At 58.8% G+C, this 22,295-nt stretch carries 18 protein-coding genes; 16 read left to right on the top strand and 2 right to left on the bottom strand.

Annotated elements, in window-relative coordinates; genetic code table 11:
• Positions 1-28 precede the first annotated feature (28 nt).
• Positions 29-2,728, bottom strand: coding sequence for a [protein-PII] uridylyltransferase (locus tag AB4N84_RS04495; RefSeq protein ID WP_074752737.1), 2,700 nt, complete (start codon positions 2,726-2,728; stop codon positions 29-31).
• A gap of 50 nt (positions 2,729-2,778) precedes the next feature.
• Positions 2,779-3,561, bottom strand: coding sequence for a type I methionyl aminopeptidase (gene map / locus AB4N84_RS04490; protein ID WP_460045370.1), 783 nt, complete (start codon positions 3,559-3,561; stop codon positions 2,779-2,781).
• Between the two features lie 337 nt (positions 3,562-3,898).
• Here map and rpsB point away from each other — a divergent pair, with 337 nt between their 5' ends.
• The 16 genes from rpsB (at position 3,899) to dnaE (ending at position 22,197) form a co-directional block, all read left to right on the top strand.
• Complete coding sequence (gene rpsB, locus AB4N84_RS04485; RefSeq protein ID WP_074752735.1) at positions 3,899-4,639, top strand: 30S ribosomal protein S2; 741 nt, start codon at positions 3,899-3,901, stop codon at positions 4,637-4,639.
• 187 nt (positions 4,640-4,826) lie between these two features.
• The gene (gene tsf / locus AB4N84_RS04480; protein ID WP_074752734.1) at positions 4,827-5,690 is read left to right on the top strand and encodes a translation elongation factor Ts; all 864 of its coding nucleotides are present in this window, start codon (positions 4,827-4,829) and stop codon (positions 5,688-5,690) included.
• 214 nt (positions 5,691-5,904) lie between these two features.
• The gene (gene pyrH / locus AB4N84_RS04475; RefSeq protein ID WP_019692086.1) at positions 5,905-6,648 is read left to right on the top strand and encodes a UMP kinase; all 744 of its coding nucleotides are present in this window, start codon (positions 5,905-5,907) and stop codon (positions 6,646-6,648) included.
• A complete protein-coding gene (frr, locus tag AB4N84_RS04470; RefSeq protein ID WP_074752733.1) occupies positions 6,645-7,202 on the top strand; it encodes a ribosome recycling factor in 558 nt (185 codons plus the stop codon). Before pyrH ends, frr begins: the two co-directional genes overlap by 4 nt.
• 17 nt (positions 7,203-7,219) lie before the next feature.
• Positions 7,220-7,975, top strand: coding sequence for a polyprenyl diphosphate synthase (gene uppS, locus AB4N84_RS04465; protein ID WP_074752732.1), 756 nt, complete (start codon positions 7,220-7,222; stop codon positions 7,973-7,975).
• Entirely contained in the window at positions 7,975-8,793 is an 819-nt protein-coding gene (locus tag AB4N84_RS04460) for a phosphatidate cytidylyltransferase (RefSeq protein WP_074752731.1), read from the top strand. Before uppS ends, AB4N84_RS04460 begins: the two co-directional genes overlap by 1 nt.
• Positions 8,790-9,980, top strand: a complete 1,191-nt coding sequence (ispC, locus tag AB4N84_RS04455) for a 1-deoxy-D-xylulose-5-phosphate reductoisomerase (RefSeq protein ID WP_074752730.1) — start codon at positions 8,790-8,792, stop codon at positions 9,978-9,980. The genes AB4N84_RS04460 and ispC overlap by 4 nt, the downstream gene beginning before the upstream one ends.
• Before the next feature lie 93 nt (positions 9,981-10,073).
• Positions 10,074-11,426, top strand: a complete 1,353-nt coding sequence (gene rseP, locus AB4N84_RS04450) for a sigma E protease regulator RseP (RefSeq protein ID WP_460045369.1) — start codon at positions 10,074-10,076, stop codon at positions 11,424-11,426.
• A gap of 75 nt (positions 11,427-11,501) precedes the next feature.
• Positions 11,502-13,877, top strand: coding sequence for an outer membrane protein assembly factor BamA (gene bamA / locus AB4N84_RS04445; RefSeq protein WP_460045368.1), 2,376 nt, complete (start codon positions 11,502-11,504; stop codon positions 13,875-13,877).
• Positions 13,878-13,922: 45 nt separating this feature from the next.
• Complete coding sequence (locus tag AB4N84_RS04440) at positions 13,923-14,426, top strand: OmpH/Skp family outer membrane protein (RefSeq protein ID WP_062383122.1); 504 nt, start codon at positions 13,923-13,925, stop codon at positions 14,424-14,426.
• A gap of 4 nt (positions 14,427-14,430) precedes the next feature.
• Positions 14,431-15,486 (top strand): UDP-3-O-(3-hydroxymyristoyl)glucosamine N-acyltransferase, encoded by a 1,056-nt coding sequence (gene lpxD, locus AB4N84_RS04435; protein ID WP_074752727.1) that lies wholly within the window; start codon positions 14,431-14,433, stop codon positions 15,484-15,486.
• Between the two features lie 112 nt (positions 15,487-15,598).
• Complete coding sequence (gene fabZ, locus AB4N84_RS04430; RefSeq protein WP_074752726.1) at positions 15,599-16,039, top strand: 3-hydroxyacyl-ACP dehydratase FabZ; 441 nt, start codon at positions 15,599-15,601, stop codon at positions 16,037-16,039.
• Positions 16,036-16,812 (top strand): acyl-ACP--UDP-N-acetylglucosamine O-acyltransferase, encoded by a 777-nt coding sequence (gene lpxA, locus AB4N84_RS04425; protein WP_074752725.1) that lies wholly within the window; start codon positions 16,036-16,038, stop codon positions 16,810-16,812. The genes fabZ and lpxA overlap by 4 nt, the downstream gene beginning before the upstream one ends.
• A gap of 2 nt (positions 16,813-16,814) precedes the next feature.
• The gene (lpxB, locus tag AB4N84_RS04420) at positions 16,815-17,951 is read left to right on the top strand and encodes a lipid-A-disaccharide synthase (RefSeq protein WP_460045367.1); all 1,137 of its coding nucleotides are present in this window, start codon (positions 16,815-16,817) and stop codon (positions 17,949-17,951) included.
• 11 nt (positions 17,952-17,962) lie between these two features.
• Positions 17,963-18,604, top strand: a complete 642-nt coding sequence (rnhB, locus tag AB4N84_RS04415) for a ribonuclease HII (protein WP_074752723.1) — start codon at positions 17,963-17,965, stop codon at positions 18,602-18,604.
• 71 nt (positions 18,605-18,675) lie between these two features.
• On the top strand, positions 18,676-22,197 hold the full coding sequence (gene dnaE, locus AB4N84_RS04410) for a DNA polymerase III subunit alpha (protein WP_460045366.1): 3,522 nt from the start codon (positions 18,676-18,678) through the stop codon (positions 22,195-22,197).
• The last annotated feature ends 98 nt before the right edge of the window (positions 22,198-22,295 follow it).

The following is a 22,295-nucleotide window of genomic DNA, read 5'->3' as shown; positions in this document are numbered from 1 at the left end:
TCGAATGTTCGGGTCGTTGAATCGAGTGTCAGATGCTGATCCGCAGTTCGCTGCTCGGCTCCGGGTTGACGCTCAACTGCTGGACGATCGCGTCCCGCAGGCGGCTGCACAATTGCGGATCGGACAGCGGCTGGTTGTTTTCGTCGGTCAGGAAGAACACGTCTTCCACGCGCTCGCCGAGCGTTGCGATCTTGGCGTTCTGCAGTGACAGATCGAACTCCAGGAAAATCTTGCCGACACGGGCCAGCAGGCCTGGACGATCAGGCGCGCTCAGTTCGAGCACGGTGACCGGACGCTGCGCATCGTTCGAAATGGTCACCACCGGCGCGAAGGCGAAATGCTTGAGCTGGCGCGGCACGCGACGTTTGATGATGGTCGGGTAATCGTCCGGGTTGCGCAGCGCTTCGGTGAGACCGTCGCGAATGGCCTTGATCCGCTCAGGGTTTTCGCCGATCGAGCCGCCCTCACTGTCCAGCACGATGTAGGTGTCGAGGGTGAACTGGCTGGTCGAGGTGATAACCCGTGCGTCGTGAATGTTCAGGTTCAGCTGATCCATTGCCGCCACGGTTACCGCAAAGAAATCGTGCTGGTCCGGCGCGTAGATGAAGATCTGTGTGCCGCCTTCGAATTCGCGCTGCGTGGTCTCTTTGATCAGGACCAGTGGTCCGCCGTCGGCAGGTTGCTGCAGGATGGCGTCACTGTGCCATGCGACGTCGCCTGCGGTATGACGCAGGAAGTAGTCATCCCCCAGCTGCGACCACAGTTGCTCGACGTCGTCCGGGTCGGTGCCGTTGCGCACCAGGATATCCAGCGCGGCGCTTTGCGTGCGGCGGATCTGTTCCTCGCGGTCCACCGGGTTTTCCAGGCCGCGTTTGAGTGCGCGCTTGGTTTCGGTGTACAGCTGGCGCAACAGGCTGGCACGCCACGAGTTCCAGAGCGTCGGGTTGGTCGCGTTGATATCGGCGACGGTCAGCACATAGAGGTAATCAAGGTGCACTTCGTCACCCACGAACTGGGCAAAATCGTGGATCACCTGAGGGTCGGACAAGTCTTTGCGCTGCGCGGTGGTGGACATCACCAAGTGATTCTGTACCAGCCAGACAATCAGTTGGGTGTCCCAGTGCGGCAAATGATGGCGAATGGCAAAAGCCTCTGCATCCACCGCGCCCAGTTCCGAGTGATCGCCGCCACGGCCTTTGCCGATGTCGTGGTAGAGGCCCGCCAGGTAGATCAGCTCCGGTTTGGGCAGTTTGCCCATGAGCTTGCTGGCAAGCGGGAATTTCTCTGACACCTGCGTGTACTGAAGCTTACGCAGGTGTTTGATCAGATTAAGGGTGTGGGCATCGACCGTATAGATATGGAACAGGTCATGCTGCATCTGCCCGACGATGTGTCCGAACTCCGGCAGATACAAACCCAGGATCCCGTAACGGTTCATACGCCGCAGATTGCGGTGAATACCGATCTCGCACTTGAACAGCTCGATAAACAGGCTGGTATTGCGGATATCGTTGCGGAAATCATCATTGATCAAGTGCCGATGTTCGCGCAGCAGGCGAATGGTGTCCGCGCGCACACCCTTGATTTCCGGGTGCTGCGCCATCAACACGAAAATTTCCAGCATGGCGAACGGGGTACGCTTGAAGACGTTCGGGTTGGTCGCTTCGATGTAACCGTCGTGCAGCTGGAACCGTGAATTGATCGATTCGGTGACGGTGTTCTCGTCGTCCGACAGAATCACTTCCTCGAAGTGCTGGATGATCAGGTCGCTCAGTTGGGCGATGCTCATGACCACGCGGTAGTACTTCTGCATGAAGCGCTCGATGGCGAGCTTCGCGTCGCTGTCCTGATAACCGAGCAGGCGCGCAATGTTGGTCTGGTAATCGAACAGCAGCCGGTCCTCGGATCGGCCGGCCAGCATGTGCAGTGCGTAGCGGACCTTCCAGAGAAATTCCTGCGAAGACGCCAGCAGCGCGTTCTCGCTCTCGAGCAGAAAACCCTGGTCGGCGAGCGCGTGCAGATTCAGGGTGCCGTACTGACGCCGTGCCACCCACAGGATGGTCTGAATATCACGCAGGCCACCTGGCGAGCCTTTGACGTTGGGCTCCAGGTTGTATTCGGTGTCGAAATACTTGTGGTGGCGCGTCTTCTGCTCGGCCCGTTTGGCGAGGAAGAATTCCTTGCTCGGCCACATTTCACGGGTGCTGGTGACTTCCAGCATGCGCTGGCGCAGATGCTCCGGGCCCGCAATGGTGCGGCTTTCCATCAGGTTGGTGATCACCGTCAGGTCAGCGCGGCCTTCCGAGGCACACTCATCGACAGAGCGCACGCTCTGACCGACTTCCAGACCAATGTCCCACAGCAATGTCAGAAAGCGCTCGATGGAGTCGCGAAAAATCTCGTGATCAGCGCTGTCGAGCAGGATCAGCAGGTCGATGTCGGAGTAGGGGTGCAGCTCGCCACGGCCGTAGCCGCCGACCGCCAGCAGGGCGATGTCGGCGTCTTCGCTCCAGTCAAACTGTTCCCAGGCCTGTTGCAGGATGTTGTCCACAAACCAGGCGCGATCCTCGATCAGCCGGCGAATCTCCCGGCCAGACTTGAAACGCTCGTCCAGCACCTCGCGGGCCTGACGGATGGCTTTTTTAAAGGCGGCGATCGGGCTCGCCTTCAACGCCAGTTCGGCCTGGAACTGGCCGCGATCGAACAAATCTGGGTCCACCTGCGGCATCGAACTGCTTTCCTTCTATCTATACCGGCTGTGTAAGTAGCACGTGGTGATCACGCCGACGTGCGTGCAATGGTGTCGTCGCTGCGCAGGGTGAAGATTTCATAGCCGGTGGCGGTGACCAGAATGGTGTGTTCCCACTGCGCCGACAGCTTGCGATCCTTGGTGATGGCTGTCCAGCCGTCGCCGAGCAGGCGCGTGTCGGCCTTGCCTTGGTTGATCATCGGCTCGATGGTGAACGTCATGCCTTCCTTGAGCTCCATGCCGGTGCCCGCTTTGCCGTAATGCAGGACCTGTGGTTCCTCATGAAACACCTTGCCGATGCCATGGCCACAGTACTCGCGCACCACGGAGAAGCCGTTTTTCTCGGCGTGCTTCTGGATGACTTCACCGATATCGCCCAGGTGAGCCCCCGGCTTGACGATTTCGATGCCTTTATACATGCACTCCTGGGTGATCTTCGACAGGCGTTCTGCCCACTCGGGCACTTTGCCGACATGGAACATCTTGCTGGTGTCGCCGTGGTAGCCGTCCTTGATGACGGTCACGTCGATGTTCAGCACGTCGCCGTCCTTCAGCGGTTTCTCGTTGGGAATACCGTGGCAGACCACATGGTTGATCGAAGTGCAGATGGATTTCGGGAAACCCTTGTAGTTCAGCGGAGCCGGAATGGCCTTCTGCTCGTTGACGATGTAGTCATGGCAGATGCGGTCCAGTTCATCGGTGGTGACGCCAGGCTTGACGTACGACCCGATCATTTCCAGGACGTCTGCGGCCAGACGACCGGCAATTCGCATCTTTTCGATGTCTTCAGGGGTTTTGAGGGTAACGGACATACAAGGCTCTCTCGGCGCGGCAGGGCCGCAGCTAAACACGGAAAAACGCGATTCTACCAGACCGCCGCCGGGCGGGTTATCATCGCTTCCTTATATAGCGGCTGGCGGGCTCATCGTCCGTTGGCGCAACGCAGACAAAAAGCCCCTGAAAACAGGATGTTATTTCGGGTTCCGTTATCAGAGCTTTTGTGATATAAAATGCGCCGCTTTACGGGGTAAGCCCCGAAAGCCCAAACCCACACACGTGTCGACACGATGACCTGGGTGCCCTCGGTTCAAGCCGTTGGTTGGTCATTGGGATACGTGGAGGCCTAACCCGACTTATCAAGGAACTATCATGTCCCAAGTCAATATGCGCGATATGCTGAAGGCCGGTGTGCACTTCGGTCACCAAACCCGTTACTGGAATCCGAAAATGGGTAAGTACATTTTCGGCGCGCGTAACAAGATTCACATCATCAACCTTGAAAAAACCCTGCCTATGTTCAACGAAGCGCTGACTTTCGTTGAGCGCCTGGCTCAGGGCAAAAACAAGATTCTGTTCGTCGGCACCAAGCGTTCCGCTGGCAAGATCGTTGCTGAAGAAGCAGCACGTTGCGGTTCGCCGTACGTCGATCACCGCTGGTTGGGCGGCATGCTGACCAACTTCAAAACCATCCGTGCTTCCATCAAGCGTCTGCGTGAGCTTGAAGTTCAGGCTGAAGACGGTACGTTCGCCAAGCTGACCAAGAAAGAGGCGCTGATGCGTACTCGCGATCTGGAAAAGCTGGATCGTAGCCTGGGTGGTATCAAGGACATGGGCGGTCTGCCAGACGCACTGTTCGTTATCGACGTTGATCACGAGCGCATCGCGATCACCGAAGCCAACAAGCTGGGTATCCCGGTTATCGGCGTAGTCGATACCAACAGCAGCCCGGAAGGCGTTGACTACATCATCCCAGGTAACGATGACGCCATTCGCGCCATCCAGCTGTACATGGGTTCGATGGCTGACGCTGTTATCCGTGGTCGCAACAACGTTGCTGGCGGCACCGACGTTTACGTTGAAGAAGCTCCAGCGGCAACTGTTGAAGGCTGAGTAGCAAACGCCTAGCGTTTACTCAGTACGCAAAAAGGGGGCTTGGCCCCCTTTTTGCCACCTCGAAAACCATCTGGCGTTGCCATCGATCTTATTGTCATGCGCAGCTGTCACCATGGATTTTCAAGAATTTGAACGCCCGCCCGGCGGGTGGAATGGTTGAAGACCTATCCAAGAGGATTTTGAAATGGCAGAGATTACTGCAGCGTTGGTCAAAGAACTGCGCGAGCGTACTGGCGAAGGCATGATGGACTGCAAAAAGGCCTTGACCAAGGCTGGCGGCGACATCGAAAAAGCCATCGACGATATGCGTGCATCCGGCGCAATCAAGGCCGCTAAAAAGGCAGGCAACATCGCTGCCGAAGGCGCCATCGCAATCAAGGACAACGGCAAGCGTGCTGTCCTGATCGAAGTCAACTCGCAGACCGACTTCCTGGCTCTGCAGGACGACTTCAAGAACTTCGTCGCTTCCAGCGTCGAAAAAGCGTTCGATCAGCAAGACGTTACCGTTGAGCAACTGATCGAAGCTCAGGAAACCGAGCGTACCGCTCTGGTTGCCAAAGTCGGCGAAAACGTCAACATCCGTCGTCTGGCGCGTGTTGAAGGCGACGTACTGGGTTCGTACCTGCACGGCAACAAGATTGGTGTCGTTGTGGCTCTCAAAGGCGGCGACGCTGAACTGGCCAAAGACATCGCCATGCACGTGGCTGCCAGCAACCCTGAATTCCTGCTGCCTACCGACGTTTCCGCTGAAGCGATCGAGCGCGAGAAGAATGTCTTCCTGCAGCTGAACGAAGACAAGCTGAAAGGCAAGCCTGCCGATATCGCCGAGAAGATGGTTGCCGGCCGTATCTCCAAGTTCCTGGCTGAAGCCAGCCTGGTCGAGCAAGCGTTCGTCAAGAACCCGGAAATCAAGGTCGGTGAGCTGGCCAAGAAAGCCGGTGCTGAAATCGTTTCGTTCACCTACTTCAAAGTAGGCGAAGGCATCGAGAAGCCAGTCGACAACTTCGCTGAAGAAGTCGCTGCTCAAGTAGCTGCCAGCAAGCAATAAGACGGTTTTACCACTGTCGCCCCAAAGAGGCTGCCCGCTCACGCGCGCAGCCTCTTTGTCAAAGCGGCGGGGAATTTGTTTTTTCAGGGAGAGTGGCTTACGAGGCTGCACATCCCTGACGCAGTAGCCTAGAGTTAGCAGGCTCGCAAGCCGCAGGCTGAAACGGCCCGCAGCTCTGAAGATTTTTTTTAAAACGCCGCAGGAGAGATTCGCAATGGCTCAGCAGGGCAGTGGTTATCAAGCTCGCTATAAACGCATTCTACTCAAGCTTAGCGGCGAGGCCCTGATGGGGTCCGAAGAGTTCGGTATCGACCCTAAAGTGCTGGATCGCATGGCGCTTGAAGTGGGTCAACTGGTTGGAATCGGTGTCCAGGTCGGTCTGGTCATCGGCGGTGGCAACCTGTTCCGTGGTGCGGCGCTGAGTGCTGCCGGTATGGATCGGGTGACAGGCGACCACATGGGCATGCTGGCCACTGTGATGAACGCGTTGGCAATGCGTGACGCGCTCGAGCGTGCCAATATCTCCGCCATCGTAATGTCGGCCATTTCCATGGTAGGCGTGACCGATCACTACGATCGCCGCAAAGCCATGCGTCACCTGAACGCAAAAGAAGTCGTCATTTTCGCGGCGGGGACCGGCAATCCGTTCTTCACCACGGATTCGGCAGCCTGTTTGCGTGCCATCGAAATCGACGCCGACGTCGTGTTGAAGGCAACCAAGGTCGATGGTGTGTACACTGCCGATCCATTCAAAGACCCGCATGCCGAGAAGTTCGATCATCTGACTTACGATGAAGTGCTGGATCGCAAGCTGGGCGTTATGGATCTCACGGCCATCTGCCTGTGCCGTGACCACAAGATGCCACTGCGTGTCTTTAATATGAACAAGCCCGGCGCATTGCTGAATATCGTGCATGGCGGGGCGGAAGGAACCTTGATCGAGGAAGGCGAACAATGATCAACGACATCAAAAAAGACGCTCAAGAGCGCATGCAGAAATCCATCGAATCCCTGCACCATGCATTTGGTCAGATTCGTACCGGCAAGGCACACCCCAGCATCCTGGGCAGCGTCATGGTGCCTTACTACGGCGCCGATACGCCGTTGAGCGGTGTGGCCAACGTCACGGTAAAAGACTCCCGGACCCTTCAAGTCGTCGCGTTTGAGCGCAATATGCTTTCGGCGGTGGACAAGGCGATCCAGAGCGCCGGTTTGAACCTCAACCCCACCAACCTCGGCGAGATGCTGTTGATCTCGATGCCGGCCCTGACCGAAGAAACCCGCAAGGGGTTCACCAAGCAGGCGCGCAGTGCGGCTGAAGATGCGCGTGTTGCAGTGCGAAATATTCGTCGCGATGCGTTGGGCGATCTGAAAAAGCTGGTCAAGGACAAGGAAATCAGCGAAGACGAAGAGCGTCGTGGTACTGCTGAAATCGACAAGCTGATCAAAGACTTCGAGGCCCAGATCACCAAGGCCACGGAAGAAAAAGAAAAGGACCTGATGGCCGTATAAGGGGTCAGGAAGCTTTCATGGAAAAGACGAAGCTGGCTGTGCCGTCATCGGTACCGCGTCATGTCGCGATCATCATGGATGGGAACAACCGCTGGGCTAAAAAGCGTCTGTTGCCGGGTGTGGCGGGTCACAAGGCTGGCGTGGATGCGGTCCGAGCGGTGATCGAGGTGTGTGCCGAGGCGAAAGTCGAGGTGCTGACGCTGTTCGCGTTCTCCAGTGAAAACTGGCAGCGCCCGGCCGAGGAGGTCGGGGCATTGATGGAGCTGTTCTTTACAGCCTTGCGTCGCGAGACCAAGCGCTTGAACGAGAACGGCATCAGCCTGCGCATCATCGGGGACCGTTCACGGTTTCACCCCGAGTTGCAGGCGGCCATCCGCGAGGCAGAAGCCAGTACCGCGGGCAACAGCCGCTTTGTCCTGCAGATCGCCGCCAATTACGGCGGTCAGTGGGATATCGCTCAGGCTGCGCAGCGTCTGGCGCGTGAGGTTCAGGCCGGACACCTGCGTCCGGAAGACATCACGCCGGAACTGCTGCAGACCTGTCTCGCGACGGGTGATTTGCCGTTGCCCGACCTGTGCATTCGCACGGGTGGCGAGCATCGCATCAGCAATTTCCTGCTGTGGCAGCTGGCGTATGCCGAGCTGTATTTCTCCGACCTGTTCTGGCCGGACTTCAAACACGATGCCATGCGCCACGCGCTGGCCGATTTCGCTTCGCGCCAACGCCGCTTCGGGAAAACCAGCGAGCAGGTAGAAGCTGGAGCCCGTGCTTAATGCTCAAACAACGAATCATTACAGCGCTGATCCTTGCGCCACTCGCCCTGTGCGGCTTCTTTCTGCTCGAGGGCGGCAGCTTTGCGCTGTTCATCGGTGCAGTGGTTGCGCTCGGTGCCTGGGAATGGGCGCGACTGGCGGGGTTCGAAACCCAGTCGATTCGTGTGCTTTACGCGACCGTCGTGGCGGTCCTGCTGTTTGTGCTCTACCTGCTTCCGGGCCTTGCGCCCTGGATTCTGGTGGCTGCGCTGATCTGGTGGCTGGCAGCGACCTGGCTGGTGCTCACGTATCCTGAGTCCAGTGACCACTGGTCCAGCGTGATCTGCAAGCTGTTCATCGGCCTGCTGATTTTGCTGCCGGCGTGGCAAGGGCTGGTTCTGATCAAACAGGAACCGATGGGTAACTGGCTGATCCTGGCGGTCATGGTGTTGGTGTGGGGTGCCGACATCGGTGCTTACTTCTCCGGCAAGGCATTCGGCAAGCGCAAGCTTGCGCCGAAGGTCAGTCCTGGAAAAAGCTGGGAAGGGCTGTATGGCGGCCTTGCAGCCTGCCTGGTCATCACCGCCGTCGTGGGGATCTCCCGTGGCTGGTCGTTTCCCGAGATTCTGTTTGCGCTGGTGTGCGCGGCGATCGTGGTGCTCATTTCCGTGGTCGGCGACCTGACCGAAAGCATGTTCAAGCGTAAATCCGGGGTCAAGGACAGCAGCAACCTGTTGCCGGGTCATGGGGGCGTGCTTGATCGCATCGACAGCCTGACCGCTGCCATTCCGGTTTTCGCGTTGCTGCTGTGGGCAGCGAAAGATTGGGGCGTGATGTGAGCGGCCCTCAACAGATTACCGTGCTGGGCGCTACCGGCTCGGTGGGCCTCAGCACCCTTGACGTGATTGCTCGTCATCCGTCGCGCTATCAGGTCTTTGCGCTGACCGGCTTCACGCGTCTGGCCGAGCTGCTGGCATTGTGCGTTCGCCATACGCCTCGCTTCGCGGTGGTCCCGACCGCACTGGCGGCGCGTCAGTTGCAGGACGATTTGCGCGCTGCTGGCCTCGATACCCGCGTGTTGGTGGGGGAGGGCGGACTGTGCGAAGTCTCGGCCCATCCACAGGTCGACACCGTGCTGGCGGCGATCGTCGGTGCCGCCGGCTTGCGCCCGACCCTGGCCGCCGTCGAAGCGGGCAAGAAGGTGCTGCTGGCCAACAAGGAAGCGCTGGTCATGTCGGGCGCTCTCTTCATGCAGGCGGTGCGCCGCAGCGGCACGGTTTTGCTGCCGCTGGACAGCGAACACAACGCCATCTTTCAGTGCTTGCCGGGCAACTACGCCAGCGGTCTTGGTGCAGTCGGCGTGCGGCGGATCCTGCTCACGGCTTCGGGCGGTCCATTCCGCGAGACGCCGCTGGCGGATCTCGAGCACGTCTCCCCCGAGCAGGCGTGTGCGCATCCGAACTGGTCAATGGGGCGCAAAATCTCCGTGGACTCGGCGAGCATGATGAACAAAGGTCTCGAGTTGATCGAAGCCTGCTGGCTGTTCGATACCGCTCCGGCGCGTATCGAAGTGGTCATTCATCCGCAGAGCGTCATCCATTCGATGGTGGACTACGTCGACGGTTCGGTGCTGGCCCAGTTGGGTAATCCGGACATGCGAACCCCGATCGCCCATGCGCTGGCTTGGCCGGAGCGTATTGATTCGGGTGTTGCGCCGCTGGACCTGTTCAGTATTGCGCGGCTGGATTTCCAGGCGCCAGACGAATTGCGCTTCCCTTGCCTGCGTCTGGCACGGCAAGCTGCGGAAACCGGCAACAGTGCTCCGGCGGTCTTGAATGCCGCCAATGAAGTGGCTGTTGCAGCGTTTCTGGAACAGCGTATTCGTTATCCGGAAATCGCGAGTATGATCGACGAGGTCTTGAATCTTGAGCCTGTCGTTGCGGTGAACGAGCTTGAGACGGTTTTTGAAGTCGACGCAAAGGCTCGTGTGCTGGCTGAGCAATGGCTCAGCCGCCATGGGCGGTAAACGGCAAATGCCAGAAGGCACAGGTCCATCACTGTGGGCAGCGATGCATTTCAGATGCGCCCGCAGCGCTAAACCGGTACCCGGAGAACAGCGATGAGCGCGCTATACATGATTGTCGGCACCCTGGTTGCGTTGGGTGTGCTGGTAACCTTTCACGAGTTCGGTCACTTTTGGGTGGCCCGGCGTTGTGGCGTCAAGGTTTTGCGTTTCTCGGTCGGGTTCGGCATGCCACTGTTGCGCTGGCATGACCGCAAGGGCACTGAGTATGTCCTGGCGGCCATACCGCTGGGCGGTTACGTGAAGATGCTCGATGAGCGCGAGGGGGATGTGCCGCCCGAGCTGGTCGATCAATCCTTCAATCGCAAGTCGGTTTACCAGCGAATCGCCATTGTCATCGCGGGACCGGTCGCCAACTTTTTGCTGGCCATTGTATTTTTCTGGGTGCTCGCCATGTTGGGCAGCCAGCAGGTGCGTCCAGTCATTGGGGGTGTCGAGGCCGGCAGTATCGCGGAAAAGGCGGGTCTGGCCTCGGGACAGGAAATCGTTTCAGTAGATGGCGAGGCCACCACCGGCTGGTCCTCTGTCAACCTGCAGCTGGTGCGCCGTCTGGGTGAGACCGGCAGCATTGCATTGAAGGTGCGTGAGCAAGGGTCCGACGTCGACACGCCGCACGCGCTGGTACTGGATAACTGGCTTAAAGGTGCCGATGAGCCGGATCCGATCCGCTCGCTGGGTATTCGTCCGTGGCGCCCGGCGCTGGCGCCAGTACTGGCTGAGCTCGACCCCAAAGGGCCTGCGCAAGCCGCTGGCCTCAAAACAGGTGATCGCCTGCTGGCTCTGGATGGGCAGCCGCTCAACGAATGGCAGCAGGTCGTTGACTGGGTTCGTGTCCGTCCTGATACCCGAATTTCGCTGACCGTCGAGCGCGACGGTGCGAAAATCGACGTGCCGGTCACGCTGGTGGCTCATGGCGAAGGGAAGGCCGCGACGGGGTATCTGGGCGCAGGCGTGAAAGGTGTCGACTGGCCACCGGAAATGCTCCGTGAAGTCAGTTACGGCCCGCTCGCCGCCGTGGCAGAGGGCGCGAGACGCACCTGGACCATGAGCGTACTGACCCTCGATTCGCTGAAGAAAATGTTGTTCGGCGAGCTGTCGGTAAAAAACTTGAGCGGACCGATAACCATTGCTAAAGTGGCGGGCGCTTCGGCCCAGTCAGGTGTAGGTGACTTCTTGAATTTCCTTGCTTATCTGAGCATAAGCCTGGGGGTTCTCAATTTGCTGCCCATTCCGGTGTTGGACGGGGGGCACTTGCTGTTTTATCTGGTCGAGTGGGTGCGTGGTCGTCCACTGTCAGAAAAAGTACAGGGCTGGGGGGTTCAGATCGGGATAAGTCTGGTGGTTGGAGTCATGTTGCTCGCACTGGTCAACGATCTGGGACGACTGTAAAAGCTACGCCGAATTGTGAATCTGCCGCATTTTGCGGCAGTTTGTTTATTGCCAGTTGGAATAAGAAAGGACTTCATGAAACGTCTGCTGCTAACTGCGGTTCTTGCCGTACTGATGATCGCCGAAGTTCACGCCGAGTCCTTCACTATCTCCGATATCCGTGTCAACGGCCTGCAGCGGGTTTCCGCCGGCAGCGTCTTTGGTGCGTTGCCGTTGAATGTGGGTGAACAGGCCGATGACGCGCGTCTTGTCGACGCCACGCGTGCGCTGTTCAAAACCGGATTCTTCCAGGACATCCAGCTGGGCCGTGACGGCAACGTTCTGGTCATCACAGTGGTCGAGCGTCCGTCGGTGGCGAGCATCGAGATCGAAGGTAACAAGGCGATCACGACCGAAGACCTCATGAAAGGCCTGAAACAGTCCGGTCTGGCGGAAGGCGAGATCTTTCAGCGCGCGACCCTGGAAGGCGTTCGTAACGAGCTGCAGCGTCAGTACGTGGCCCAGGGCCGCTACTCGGCAGAAGTTGCCACCGAAGTCGTGCCTCAGCCGCGCAACCGCGTTGGCCTGAAGATCAACATCAACGAAGGTGCGGTCGCTGCGATCCAGCACATCAATGTCGTGGGCAACTCGGTCTTCAAAGAAGAAGACCTGACCGACCTGTTCGAGCTGAAAACCACCAACTGGCTTTCCTTCTTCAAGAACGACGACAAGTACGCCCGGGAAAAACTGTCCGGCGACCTGGAACGTCTGCGTTCGTACTACCTTGACCGCGGCTATATCAACATGGATATCGCCTCGACTCAGGTGTCCATCACGCCCGACAAGAAGAGCGTGTACATCACCGTCAACATCCATGAAGGCGAGAAGTACAGCGTCAAGTCGGTCAAGCTGAGCGGCGACCTCAAGGTGCCTGAAGATCAGGTCAAATCGCTGCTGCTGGTCAAGCCGGGTCAGGTCTTCTCGCGTAAGGTCATGACCACCACGTCCGAACTGATCACCCGTCGTCTGGGTAACGAGGGTTACACCTTCGCCAACGTCAACGGCGTTCCGACCCCGAACGATGCTGACCACACCGTAGACATCCTGTTTGCCGTCGATCCGGGCAAACGTGCCTACGTCAACCGCATCAACTTCCGCGGCAACACCAAGACTGCGGACGAAGTGCTGCGTCGTGAAATGCGTCAAATGGAAGGCGGTTGGGCTTCTACTTACCTGATCGACCAGTCCAAGACCCGTCTCGACCGACTGGGCTTCTTCAAGGAAGTGAACGTTGAAACCCCTGCGGTGCCGGGCACTGATGACCAGGTTGACGTGAACTACGCCGTGGAAGAGCAGGCGTCCGGTTCGATCACTGCCAGCGTTGGTTTTGCACAGAGCGCCGGTCTGATCCTGGGTGGTTCCATCAGCCAGAACAACTTCCTGGGTACGGGTAACAAGGTCAGCATCGGTCTGACCAAAAGTGAATACCAGACCCGCTACAACTTCAGCTACGTCGATCCGTACTTTACGCCGGACGGTGTGAGCCTGGGTTACAGCGCCTTCTACCGTAAGACCAACTACGACGACCTCGATGTTGACGTGGCGAGCTACTCGGTGGACAGCCTGGGTGCCGGTATCAACATGGGTTACCCGATCAGCGAGACATCGCGTTTGAACTTCGGTCTGTCTGTGCAGCGCGACGAGCTGAGTACCGGTACCTATACCGTTGACGAAATCTTCGACTTCATCGACAAGGAAGGCGACAGCTTCACCAACTTCAAGGCGTCCGTCGGCTGGTCCGAATCGACCCTGAACAAAGGCACCTTGCCAACCCGCGGGTCTTCGCAAAGCCTGACGCTGGAAACCACGATTCCGGGCAGCGATCTGTCGTTCTACAAACTTGACTACCGTGGCCAGCTGTTCCACCCGATCACCACCAACACCACGCTGCGTCTGCACTCCGAGCTGGGGTATGGCGACGGTTACGGCTCGACCTCCGGTCTGCCGTTCTATGAAAACTACTACGCGGGTGGCTTCAACTCGGTGCGTGGTTTCAAGGACAGCACCCTGGGTCCTCGCAGTACGCCAAGCAGTGGTACGAAGCGCGGTACGCTTGCGGACCCGGACCAGGATCCTCTGCCGTTCGGTGGTAACGTCCTGATCACGGGCGGCGCGGAGATTCTGTTCCCGCTGCCGTTCATCAAGGATCAACGTTCCCTGCGCACCTCGCTGTTCTGGGACGTGGGTAACGTTTTCGACACCAACTGCACCGGCAACAAAACCACCACGACTGGCGAAAAAATCGAGTGTAACGGTCCTGACCTCTCCGGTCTGGCCAGCTCCGTCGGCGTCGGCGTGACATGGGTAACCGCTTTGGGTCCGTTGAGTTTTGCACTGGCGATGCCGGTCAAGAAGCCGGACAACAGCACCGAAACCCAAGTGTTCCAATTCTCTCTCGGTCAGACCTTCTAAGGGTCTGATCACTGATAACGACAACGGATTTGCAGGAGTTACATTGTGCGTAAGTTGACCCAATTGGCATTGCTGGCAACGGTTCTGATCGCAGGCCCGGCATTCGCTGACATGAAAATCGCTGTCCTGAACTATCAGATGGCTCTGCTGGAATCGGACGCGGCCAAGAAATACGCCGTTGACGCGGAAAAGAAATTCGGTCCTCAACTGACCAAGTTGAAGGCTCTGGAAAGCAGCGCCAAGGGTATCCAGGATCGTCTGGTCGCCGGTGGCGACAAAATGGCTCAGCCTGAGCGCGAGAAGCTGGAACTGGACTTCAAACAGAAAGCCCGTGACTTCCAGTTCCAGTCCAAAGAGCTGAACGAAGCCAAAGCCGTCGCCGACCGTGAAATGCTCAAGCAGCTGAAGCCAAAGCTGGATTCGGCGGTTGAGGAAGTGATCAAGAAAGGCGGTTACGACCTGGTGTTCGAGCGCGGTGCCGTGATTGACGTCAAGCCACAGTATGACGTCACTCGCCAAGTCATCGAGCGCATGAACCAGCTGAAGTAACTTCATGACCGCGACTATCCAGCTCGGCCAGTTGGCCGAGTTCCTCGGTGCCACGCTTCGTGGCTCGGCGGAAAAAGAAATCACCGGGCTTGCCACTTTGCAGGAGGCAGGGCCCGGTCAGGTCAGTTTTCTGGCCAACCCTCAGTACCGTAAATTCCTCGCGACCACTCATGCTGCTGCCGTGCTGCTCAAGCCGGCGGATGCCGAAGGTTACGCGGGCGACGCGCTGTTGATTGCCGATCCGTACCTGGCGTATGCACGCATTTCCCACCTGTTCGATCCCAAGCCGAAAGCGGCAGCCGGTATTCACCCGACTGCGGTGGTCGCTGAAGACGCGTTCGTTGATGCGGCCGCAAGCGTGGGTGCCTACGCGGTGATCGAAAGCGGGGCGCGCATCGCTGCTGGCGTCACCATCGGCGCTCATTGCTTCATTGGTGCACGCAGCACGATCGGTGAAGGCGGCTGGCTGGCGCCTCGCGTGACGCTTTATCACGATGTACGCATCGGTCAACGTGTGGTGATCCAGTCCGGCGCAGTGCTCGGTGGCGAGGGCTTCGGCTTCGCCAACGAGAAAGGCGTGTGGCAGAAAATCGCTCAGATCGGCGGCGTCACCATCGGCGACGACGTCGAGATTGGCGTGAATACTGCCATCGATCGCGGCGCCATGGACGATACCCGTATCGGCAATGGCGTGAAGCTGGATAACCAGATTCAGATCGCACACAACGTACAAGTGGGTGATCACACGGCCATGGCCGCGTGTGTCGGTATCTCGGGCAGCGCCAAAATCGGCAAGCATTGCATGCTGGCCGGTGGCGTGGGTCTGGTGGGCCACATTGAAATTTGCGACGGTGTTTTCATTACCGGGATGACCATGGTGACCCGGTCGATTACCGAGCCTGGCTCTTATTCTTCGGGGACGGCGATGCAGCCGGCCGCGGAATGGCGCAAGAGTGCAGCACGTATTCGCCAGCTCGACGACATGGCGCGACGGCTGCAACAGCTGGAAAAGATTGTCGAGGCAGTGACCTCAGGCGGTAAAGCATCATCTGATGGCTGATACCTTTTTCTTATCAAGTGTGCAAAGCCGATAAACTGCCTCCTTGATTTGCTAGAGGAGTGCCGCGCTTTCGTCGCGCACTCCCAATCTTTACTACAGGCTTCCTCTCGAAATGATGGACATCAACGAAATTCGCGAATATCTGCCCCACCGTTACCCGTTCCTGCTCGTGGACCGGGTCGTGGAGCTGGATGTTGAGAATAAGAGCATTCGTGCCTACAAGAATGTCAGCATCAATGAGCCCTTCTTCAACGGGCACTTTCCCCAGCATCCAATCATGCCGGGTGTGCTGATCATTGAAGCGATGGCGCAAGCTGCGGGCATCCTGGGCTTCAAGATGCTTGACGTAAAGCCTGCCGACGGCACCCTGTATTACTTCGTGGGCTCCGACAAACTGCGTTTCCGTCAGCCGGTGTTGCCGGGCGACCAATTGATCCTTGAAGCGAAGTTCCTCAGCTGCAAGCGTCAGATCTGGAAGTTCGAATGCCAGGCGTCGGTGGACGGCAAGCCGGTCTGCTCCGCAGAAATCATCTGTGCGGAACGTAAACTATGAGTTTGATTGACTCTCGCGCAATCATCGATCCGACAGCCATTCTGGCTGACAATGTGGAGGTCGGCCCTTGGTCGATCGTCGGGCCCGGTGTGGAAATCGGCGAGGGTACGGTCATTGGTCCGCATGTGATCCTGCGCGGTCCGACCAAAATCGGCAAACATAACCACATCTACCAGTTTTCATCGGTGGGTGAGGACACGCCTGACCTCAAGTACAAAGGTGAAGCGACGCGCCTGGTCATTGGTGACCACAATGTGATTCGTGAAGGCGTCACGATCCATCGCGGTACCATTCAGGACCGTGCGGAAACCACGATCGGTGATCACAACCTGATCATGGCCTACGCCCACATCGGTCACGACAGTGTCATTGGTAATCACTGCATCCTGGTCAACAACACGGCGTTGGCCGGTCACGTGCATGTGGATGACTGGGCGATCCTGTCCGGCTTTACCCTGGTGCATCAGTATTGCCATATCGGTGCCCACAGCTTTTCCGGGATGGGCACCGCCATCGGCAAAGACGTCCCGGCATTCGTCACGGTCTTTGGTAATCCGGCCGAGGCGCGCAGTATGAACTTTGAGGGCATGCGCCGTCGTGGCTTCTCGGAGGATGCGATCCACGCCCTGCGTCGCGCCTACAAGACGGTCTACCGTCAAGGGCTGACCGTGGAGCAGGCGATCATCGATCTGGCCGAGCCCGCTGCACAGTTCCCGGAAGTCGCGCTGTTTCTTGATTCGATCCAGAAATCGACCCGCGGCATCACCCGTTAATCATGAGTGCCCTGCGTATAGCGCTGGTCGCCGGAGAAGCCTCCGGCGACATCCTGGGCTCCGGTTTGATGCGCGCCATCAAAGCCCGTCATCCTGACGCCCAGTTCATCGGGGTAGGCGGTCCGCTCATGGAAGCGGAGGGCATGCGCTCCTACTTCCCGATGGAGCGGCTGTCGGTCATGGGGCTGGTGGAAGTGCTCGGGCGGCTCAAAGAGTTGCTGGCTCGTCGCAAGCTGTTGATCCAGACCCTCATCGCCGAGAAGCCCGATGTGTTCATCGGCATCGACGCGCCGGATTTCACCCTCAATATCGAACTCAAACTGCGCCAGGCCGGGATCAAGACGGTTCACTACGTGAGCCCGTCGGTCTGGGCGTGGCGTCAGAAGCGTGTGCTGAAGATTCGCGAAGGTTGCGATCTGATGCTGACTTTGCTGCCGTTCGAGGCTCGCTTTTACGAAGAGAAAGGCGTGCCGGTGCGTTTTGTCGGTCATCCGTTGGCTGACACCATCCCCCTTGAGGCCGACCGCGATGCGGCGCGCGCCGAGTTGGGCCTGGGCGATGGCCCTGTCGTGGCGTTGATGCCGGGCAGCCGTGGTGGAGAAGTGGGTCGTCTGTGCGCGCTGTTCTTCGATGCCGCCGAGCGTCTGCTGGCTCAGCGTCCGGGCATCCGTTTTGTGTTGCCCTGTGCCAGCCCGCAACGCCGTGCGCAGATCGAGCTGCTGCTGCAAGGTCGTGCTCTCCCGCTCACGCTGCTTGACGGTCGCTCCCACGTGGCCCTGGCCGCCTGTGATGCGGTCCTGATCGCGTCGGGGACTGCCACTCTGGAAGCGCTGCTGTACAAACGACCGATGGTGGTTGCCTATCGTCTGGCGCCGCTGACCTACTGGATACTCAAGCGGATGGTGAAGAGTCCGTACGTGTCGCTGCCGAACCTGTTGGCCCAGCGCTTGCTGGTCCCTGAGCTTCTGCAGGACGCGGCGACCGCCGAGGCCCTGGCGCAGACGCTGCTGCCGTTGCTGGACAACGGCGCGGAGCAGACGGCCGGCTTCGATGCGCTTCACCGAACCTTGCGTCGCGATGCGTCCAATCAGGCTGCCGATGCGGTGTTGAACCTGATTGGCGCGTCGCCTTCACGATGAGTGTGCAATCAATGCAAATGGGTCTGGACTTCAACCTGGTCGAGGATCTGGTCGCCGGTGTCGACGAGGTGGGCCGTGGCCCACTGTGCGGCGCTGTCGTGACGGCCGCTGTGATCCTGGACCCCAATCGCCCGATTCTGGGTCTGAACGATTCGAAAAAGCTCACCGAAGCCAAACGCGAAAAGCTGTTTGACGAAATCTGCGAGAAAGCCCTGTGCTGGCACATTGCGCGGGCTGAAGTCGAAGAAATCGACGAGCTGAACATCCTGCACGCCACCATGCTGGCCATGAAACGTGCCGTCGAAGGGTTGCTCATTACGCCGAAGCTGGCATTGATCGACGGCAATCGTTGCCCTCAGCTGTCGGTGCCGTCCGCCCCTGTCATTCAGGGCGACGCTCAGGTGCCCGCTATCGCTGCGGCATCGATTCTGGCGAAGGTCAGTCGTGATCGGGAAATGGCGGCCATGGAGCTTCTCTATCCGGGGTACGGCATCGGCGGGCACAAAGGTTATCCCACGCCGGTTCACCTGGAGGCGCTGGCCAGACTGGGCCCGACGCCCATCCATCGGCGTTCTTTCGCCCCGGTGCGCGCAGCTTACGAGGCGCGCGAGATGATGATATCCACCGGTTTTACCTCGTTGCCGCTCAGTTGATCGCGGGCTGATGTTTTCATGAGAGGCCGGTACAATCCGGCCTTCGTTTTCTGTGCGCTATAGGATCACCCATGCCGGCTTCTTTCGTTCATCTACGCCTGCACACCGAATACTCTCTGGTTGATGGTCTGGTCCGGGTCAAGCCGTTGGTCAAAGCGCTGACCGCCATGAACATGCCGGCGGTGGCGGTGACCGACCAGAACAACCTGTGTTCGTTGGTCAAATTCTATAAAACCGCCATGGGCGCCGGAATCAAGCCGATCTGCGGCGCCGACATCTGGCTGGCGGGGCGCGATCGCGACGCGCCGCTCAGTCGCATGAGCCTGTTGGTGATGAACCCCAAAGGCTATTTGAACCTCACCGAGCTGATTTCCCGCGGCTTCATGCACGGCCAGCGTAACGGCTTGGTGGTCATCGAGCGCGAGTGGGTCGCCGAGGCCAGCGAGGGCTTGATTGCCCTGTCCGCCGCCAAAGAAGGCGAGATCGGTATGGCGTTGCTGGGCGGTAACCCGTCTGAAGCGGACGCGTTGCTTAAAGAGTGGATGTCCGTGTTTCCGGACCGCTTCTATGTCGAAGTCCAGCGCACCCATCGCATCAATGACGAAGAGCACCTGCACGCGGCCGTGGCCCTGGCCGAGCGCCATGGCGCGCCGCTGGTGGCGACCAACGATGTGCGTTTCATCAAGCAGGAAGACTTCGAGGCCCATGAAACGCGCGTCTGCATCGGTGAAGGCCGTGCGCTGGACGATCCCCGCCGTTCGCACAATTACAGCGATCAGCAGTACCTGAAAAGCGCCGAGGAGATGGCCGAGCTGTTCAGTGACCTGCCGGATGCACTGGCGAACACGGTCGAAATCGCCAAACGCTGCAACATCGAAGTGAAGCTAGGCACGCACTTTCTGCCCAACTTCCCGATTCCCGATGGGCTCACCATCGACGAGTACTTCCGCAAGGTGTCCTTCGAAGGGCTGGAAGAGCGCCTGGCGGTGCTGTGGCCGAAAGAGACCACGCCCAATTACGAAGAGAAGCGTCAGGTCTATGTTGATCGCCTGAATTTCGAGCTGGATATCATCATCCAGATGGGCTTCCCCGGTTACTTCCTGATCGTTATGGACTTCATCCAGTGGGCCAAGAGCAACGGCGTTCCGGTGGGCCCGGGTCGTGGATCGGGTGCCGGTTCACTTGTGGCCTACGTGCAGAAGATCACCGACCTCGATCCGCTGCAGTATGACCTGCTCTTCGAACGTTTCCTGAACCCGGAACGGGTGTCGATGCCCGACTTCGACGTCGACTTCTGCATGGACGGTCGTGACCGCGTTATCGATTATGTGGCCGAGAAGTACGGCCGCAACGCAGTCAGCCAGATCATCACGTTCGGTTCCATGGCGGCAAAGGCCGTGGTGCGCGACGTGGCGCGGGTGCAGGGCAAGTCGTACGGCCTGGCGGATCGTCTGTCGAAGATGATTCCGTTCGAAGTCGGCATGACCCTGGAAAAAGCCTACGAGCAGGAAGAAATCCTGCGTGACTTCCTCAAGACCGATGAGGAAGGGGCGGAAATCTGGGAGATGGCGCGCAAGCTCGAAGGCGTTGTGCGTAACGTCGGCAAGCACGCCGGGGGTGTGGTCATCGCGCCGACCAAGCTGACCGACTTTGCCGCCATCTATTGCGACGAGGAAGGCGGCGGTCTGGTGACCCAGTTCGACAAGGACGACGTTGAGGCCGCGGGTCTTGTGAAGTTCGACTTCCTGGGTCTGCGTACGCTGACGATCATCGATTGGGCAATGAAGACGATCAACCGCGACCGCGCCAAGGTCGGCGAGGAACCGCTGGACATCGCGTTCATTCCGCTGGATGACGCCCCGACTTACGATTTGCTGCAGAAAGCTGAAACCACAGCGGTGTTCCAGCTTGAATCGCGCGGTATGAAAGAGCTGATCAAGAAGCTCAAGCCCGACTGCCTGGAAGACTTGATCGCACTCGTGGCACTGTTCCGTCCGGGGCCGCTGCAATCGGGCATGGTGGACGACTTCATCAACCGTAAGCACGGTCGCGCCGAGCTGTCGTACCCGCACGTCGACTATCAGTACGAAGGCCTCAAGCCCGTACTCGCGCCGACCTACGGCATCATCCTGTATCAGGAACAGGTGATGCAGATTGCCCAGGTGATGGCGGGCTACACCCTCGGCGGCGCTGACATGCTGCGTCGTGCGATGGGTAAAAAGAAGCCCGAGGAGATGGCCAAGCAGCGCGGCGGTTTCATTGAAGGTTGCAAGACCAACAATATTGACCCTGACCTAGCCGGTAACATCTTCGACCTGGTGGAAAAGTTCGCCGGTTACGGTTTCAACAAATCCCACTCCGCCGCCTACGGACTCGTCTCGTACCAGACGGCATGGCTCAAGAAACACTACCCGGCGCCGTTCATGGCGGCGGTGCTCTCGGCGGACATGCACAACACCGACAAGGTCGTGACCTTGATCGAAGAAGTGCGGACCATGAAGCTGCGCCTGGATGCGCCGGATGTGAACAACTCCGAGTTCAAGTTCACGGTGAACGACGAAGGTCGCATCGTTTACGGGCTGGGCGCCATCAAGGGCGTCGGCGAAGGCCCGGTGGAAGCGATCACCGAGGCGCGTCAGGCGGGTCCGTTCAAGGACCTGTTCGACTTCTGCGCACGCATCGACCTCAAGCGGGTCAACAAGCGTACTCTCGATGGTTTGATTCGCAGTGGCGCGCTGGACCGCCTCGGTCCGTTTTTCTTCGATGAACCAAAACAGTATCAAGCCAATATCGACCGTAACCGTGGTGTGTTGCTGGCCTCTCTGGAAGGCGCCATTCAGGCTGCCGAGCAGACCGCGCGCAGTCATGACAGTGGTCACGCCGACCTGTTTGGCGGGCTGTTCGTCGAAGCGGACGCGGACGTTTATGCGAACCATCGCAATGCCAAGGAGGTCACTCTCAAAGAGCGGCTTCGTGGCGAGAAGGAAACACTGGGGCTGTACCTGACCGGTCACCCGATCGATGAATACGAAGGCGAGATTCGCCGGTTCGCCCGTCAGCGAATCGTGGACCTGAAGCCTGCGCGCGACACTCAGACCGTTGCCGGGCTGATCATCGCGCTACGTGTAATGAAGAACAAAAAGGGCGACAAGATGGGCTTCATCACCCTCGACGACCGTTCCGGACGTATCGAGGCTTCTTTGTTTGCCGACTCGTTCCAGGCGGCTCAATCGCTGCTGCAAACGGACGCGATGGTCGTCGTGGAGGGTGAGGTCAGTTCCGACGATTTCTCCGGTGGCCTGCGTTTGCGCGCCAAACGGGTCATGAGTCTGGAAGAAGCGCGCACCGGCCTTGCCGAAAGTTTACGCCTGACCGTGCATAGCGAGGCCCTCAAGGGCGATCGTCTACGCTGGCTGGGTGACCTGTGCAGGAAGCACCGGGGAGCGTGTCCGATCACGCTCGACTACACCGGGCAGGAAGCCAAGGCGTTGCTGCAGTTCGGCGAAGCGTGGCGAATCGATCCCGCAGACAGCCTGATTCAGGCGTTGCGTGACCAGTTCGGACGAGAGAACGTCTTCCTGCAGTATCGCTAAAAGCTGATCTCGAATTTTAAACTCGACACTTTTAAGCTCGACCTTTTTAATCTCGACCGCAAGACGCCAGATCCTTTATGGTATGGCGCTTACGGATC

The organism is Pseudomonas sp. S2_H01, assembly GCF_054668305.1.
This window is presented reverse-complemented; position numbering and strand designations above follow the sequence as displayed.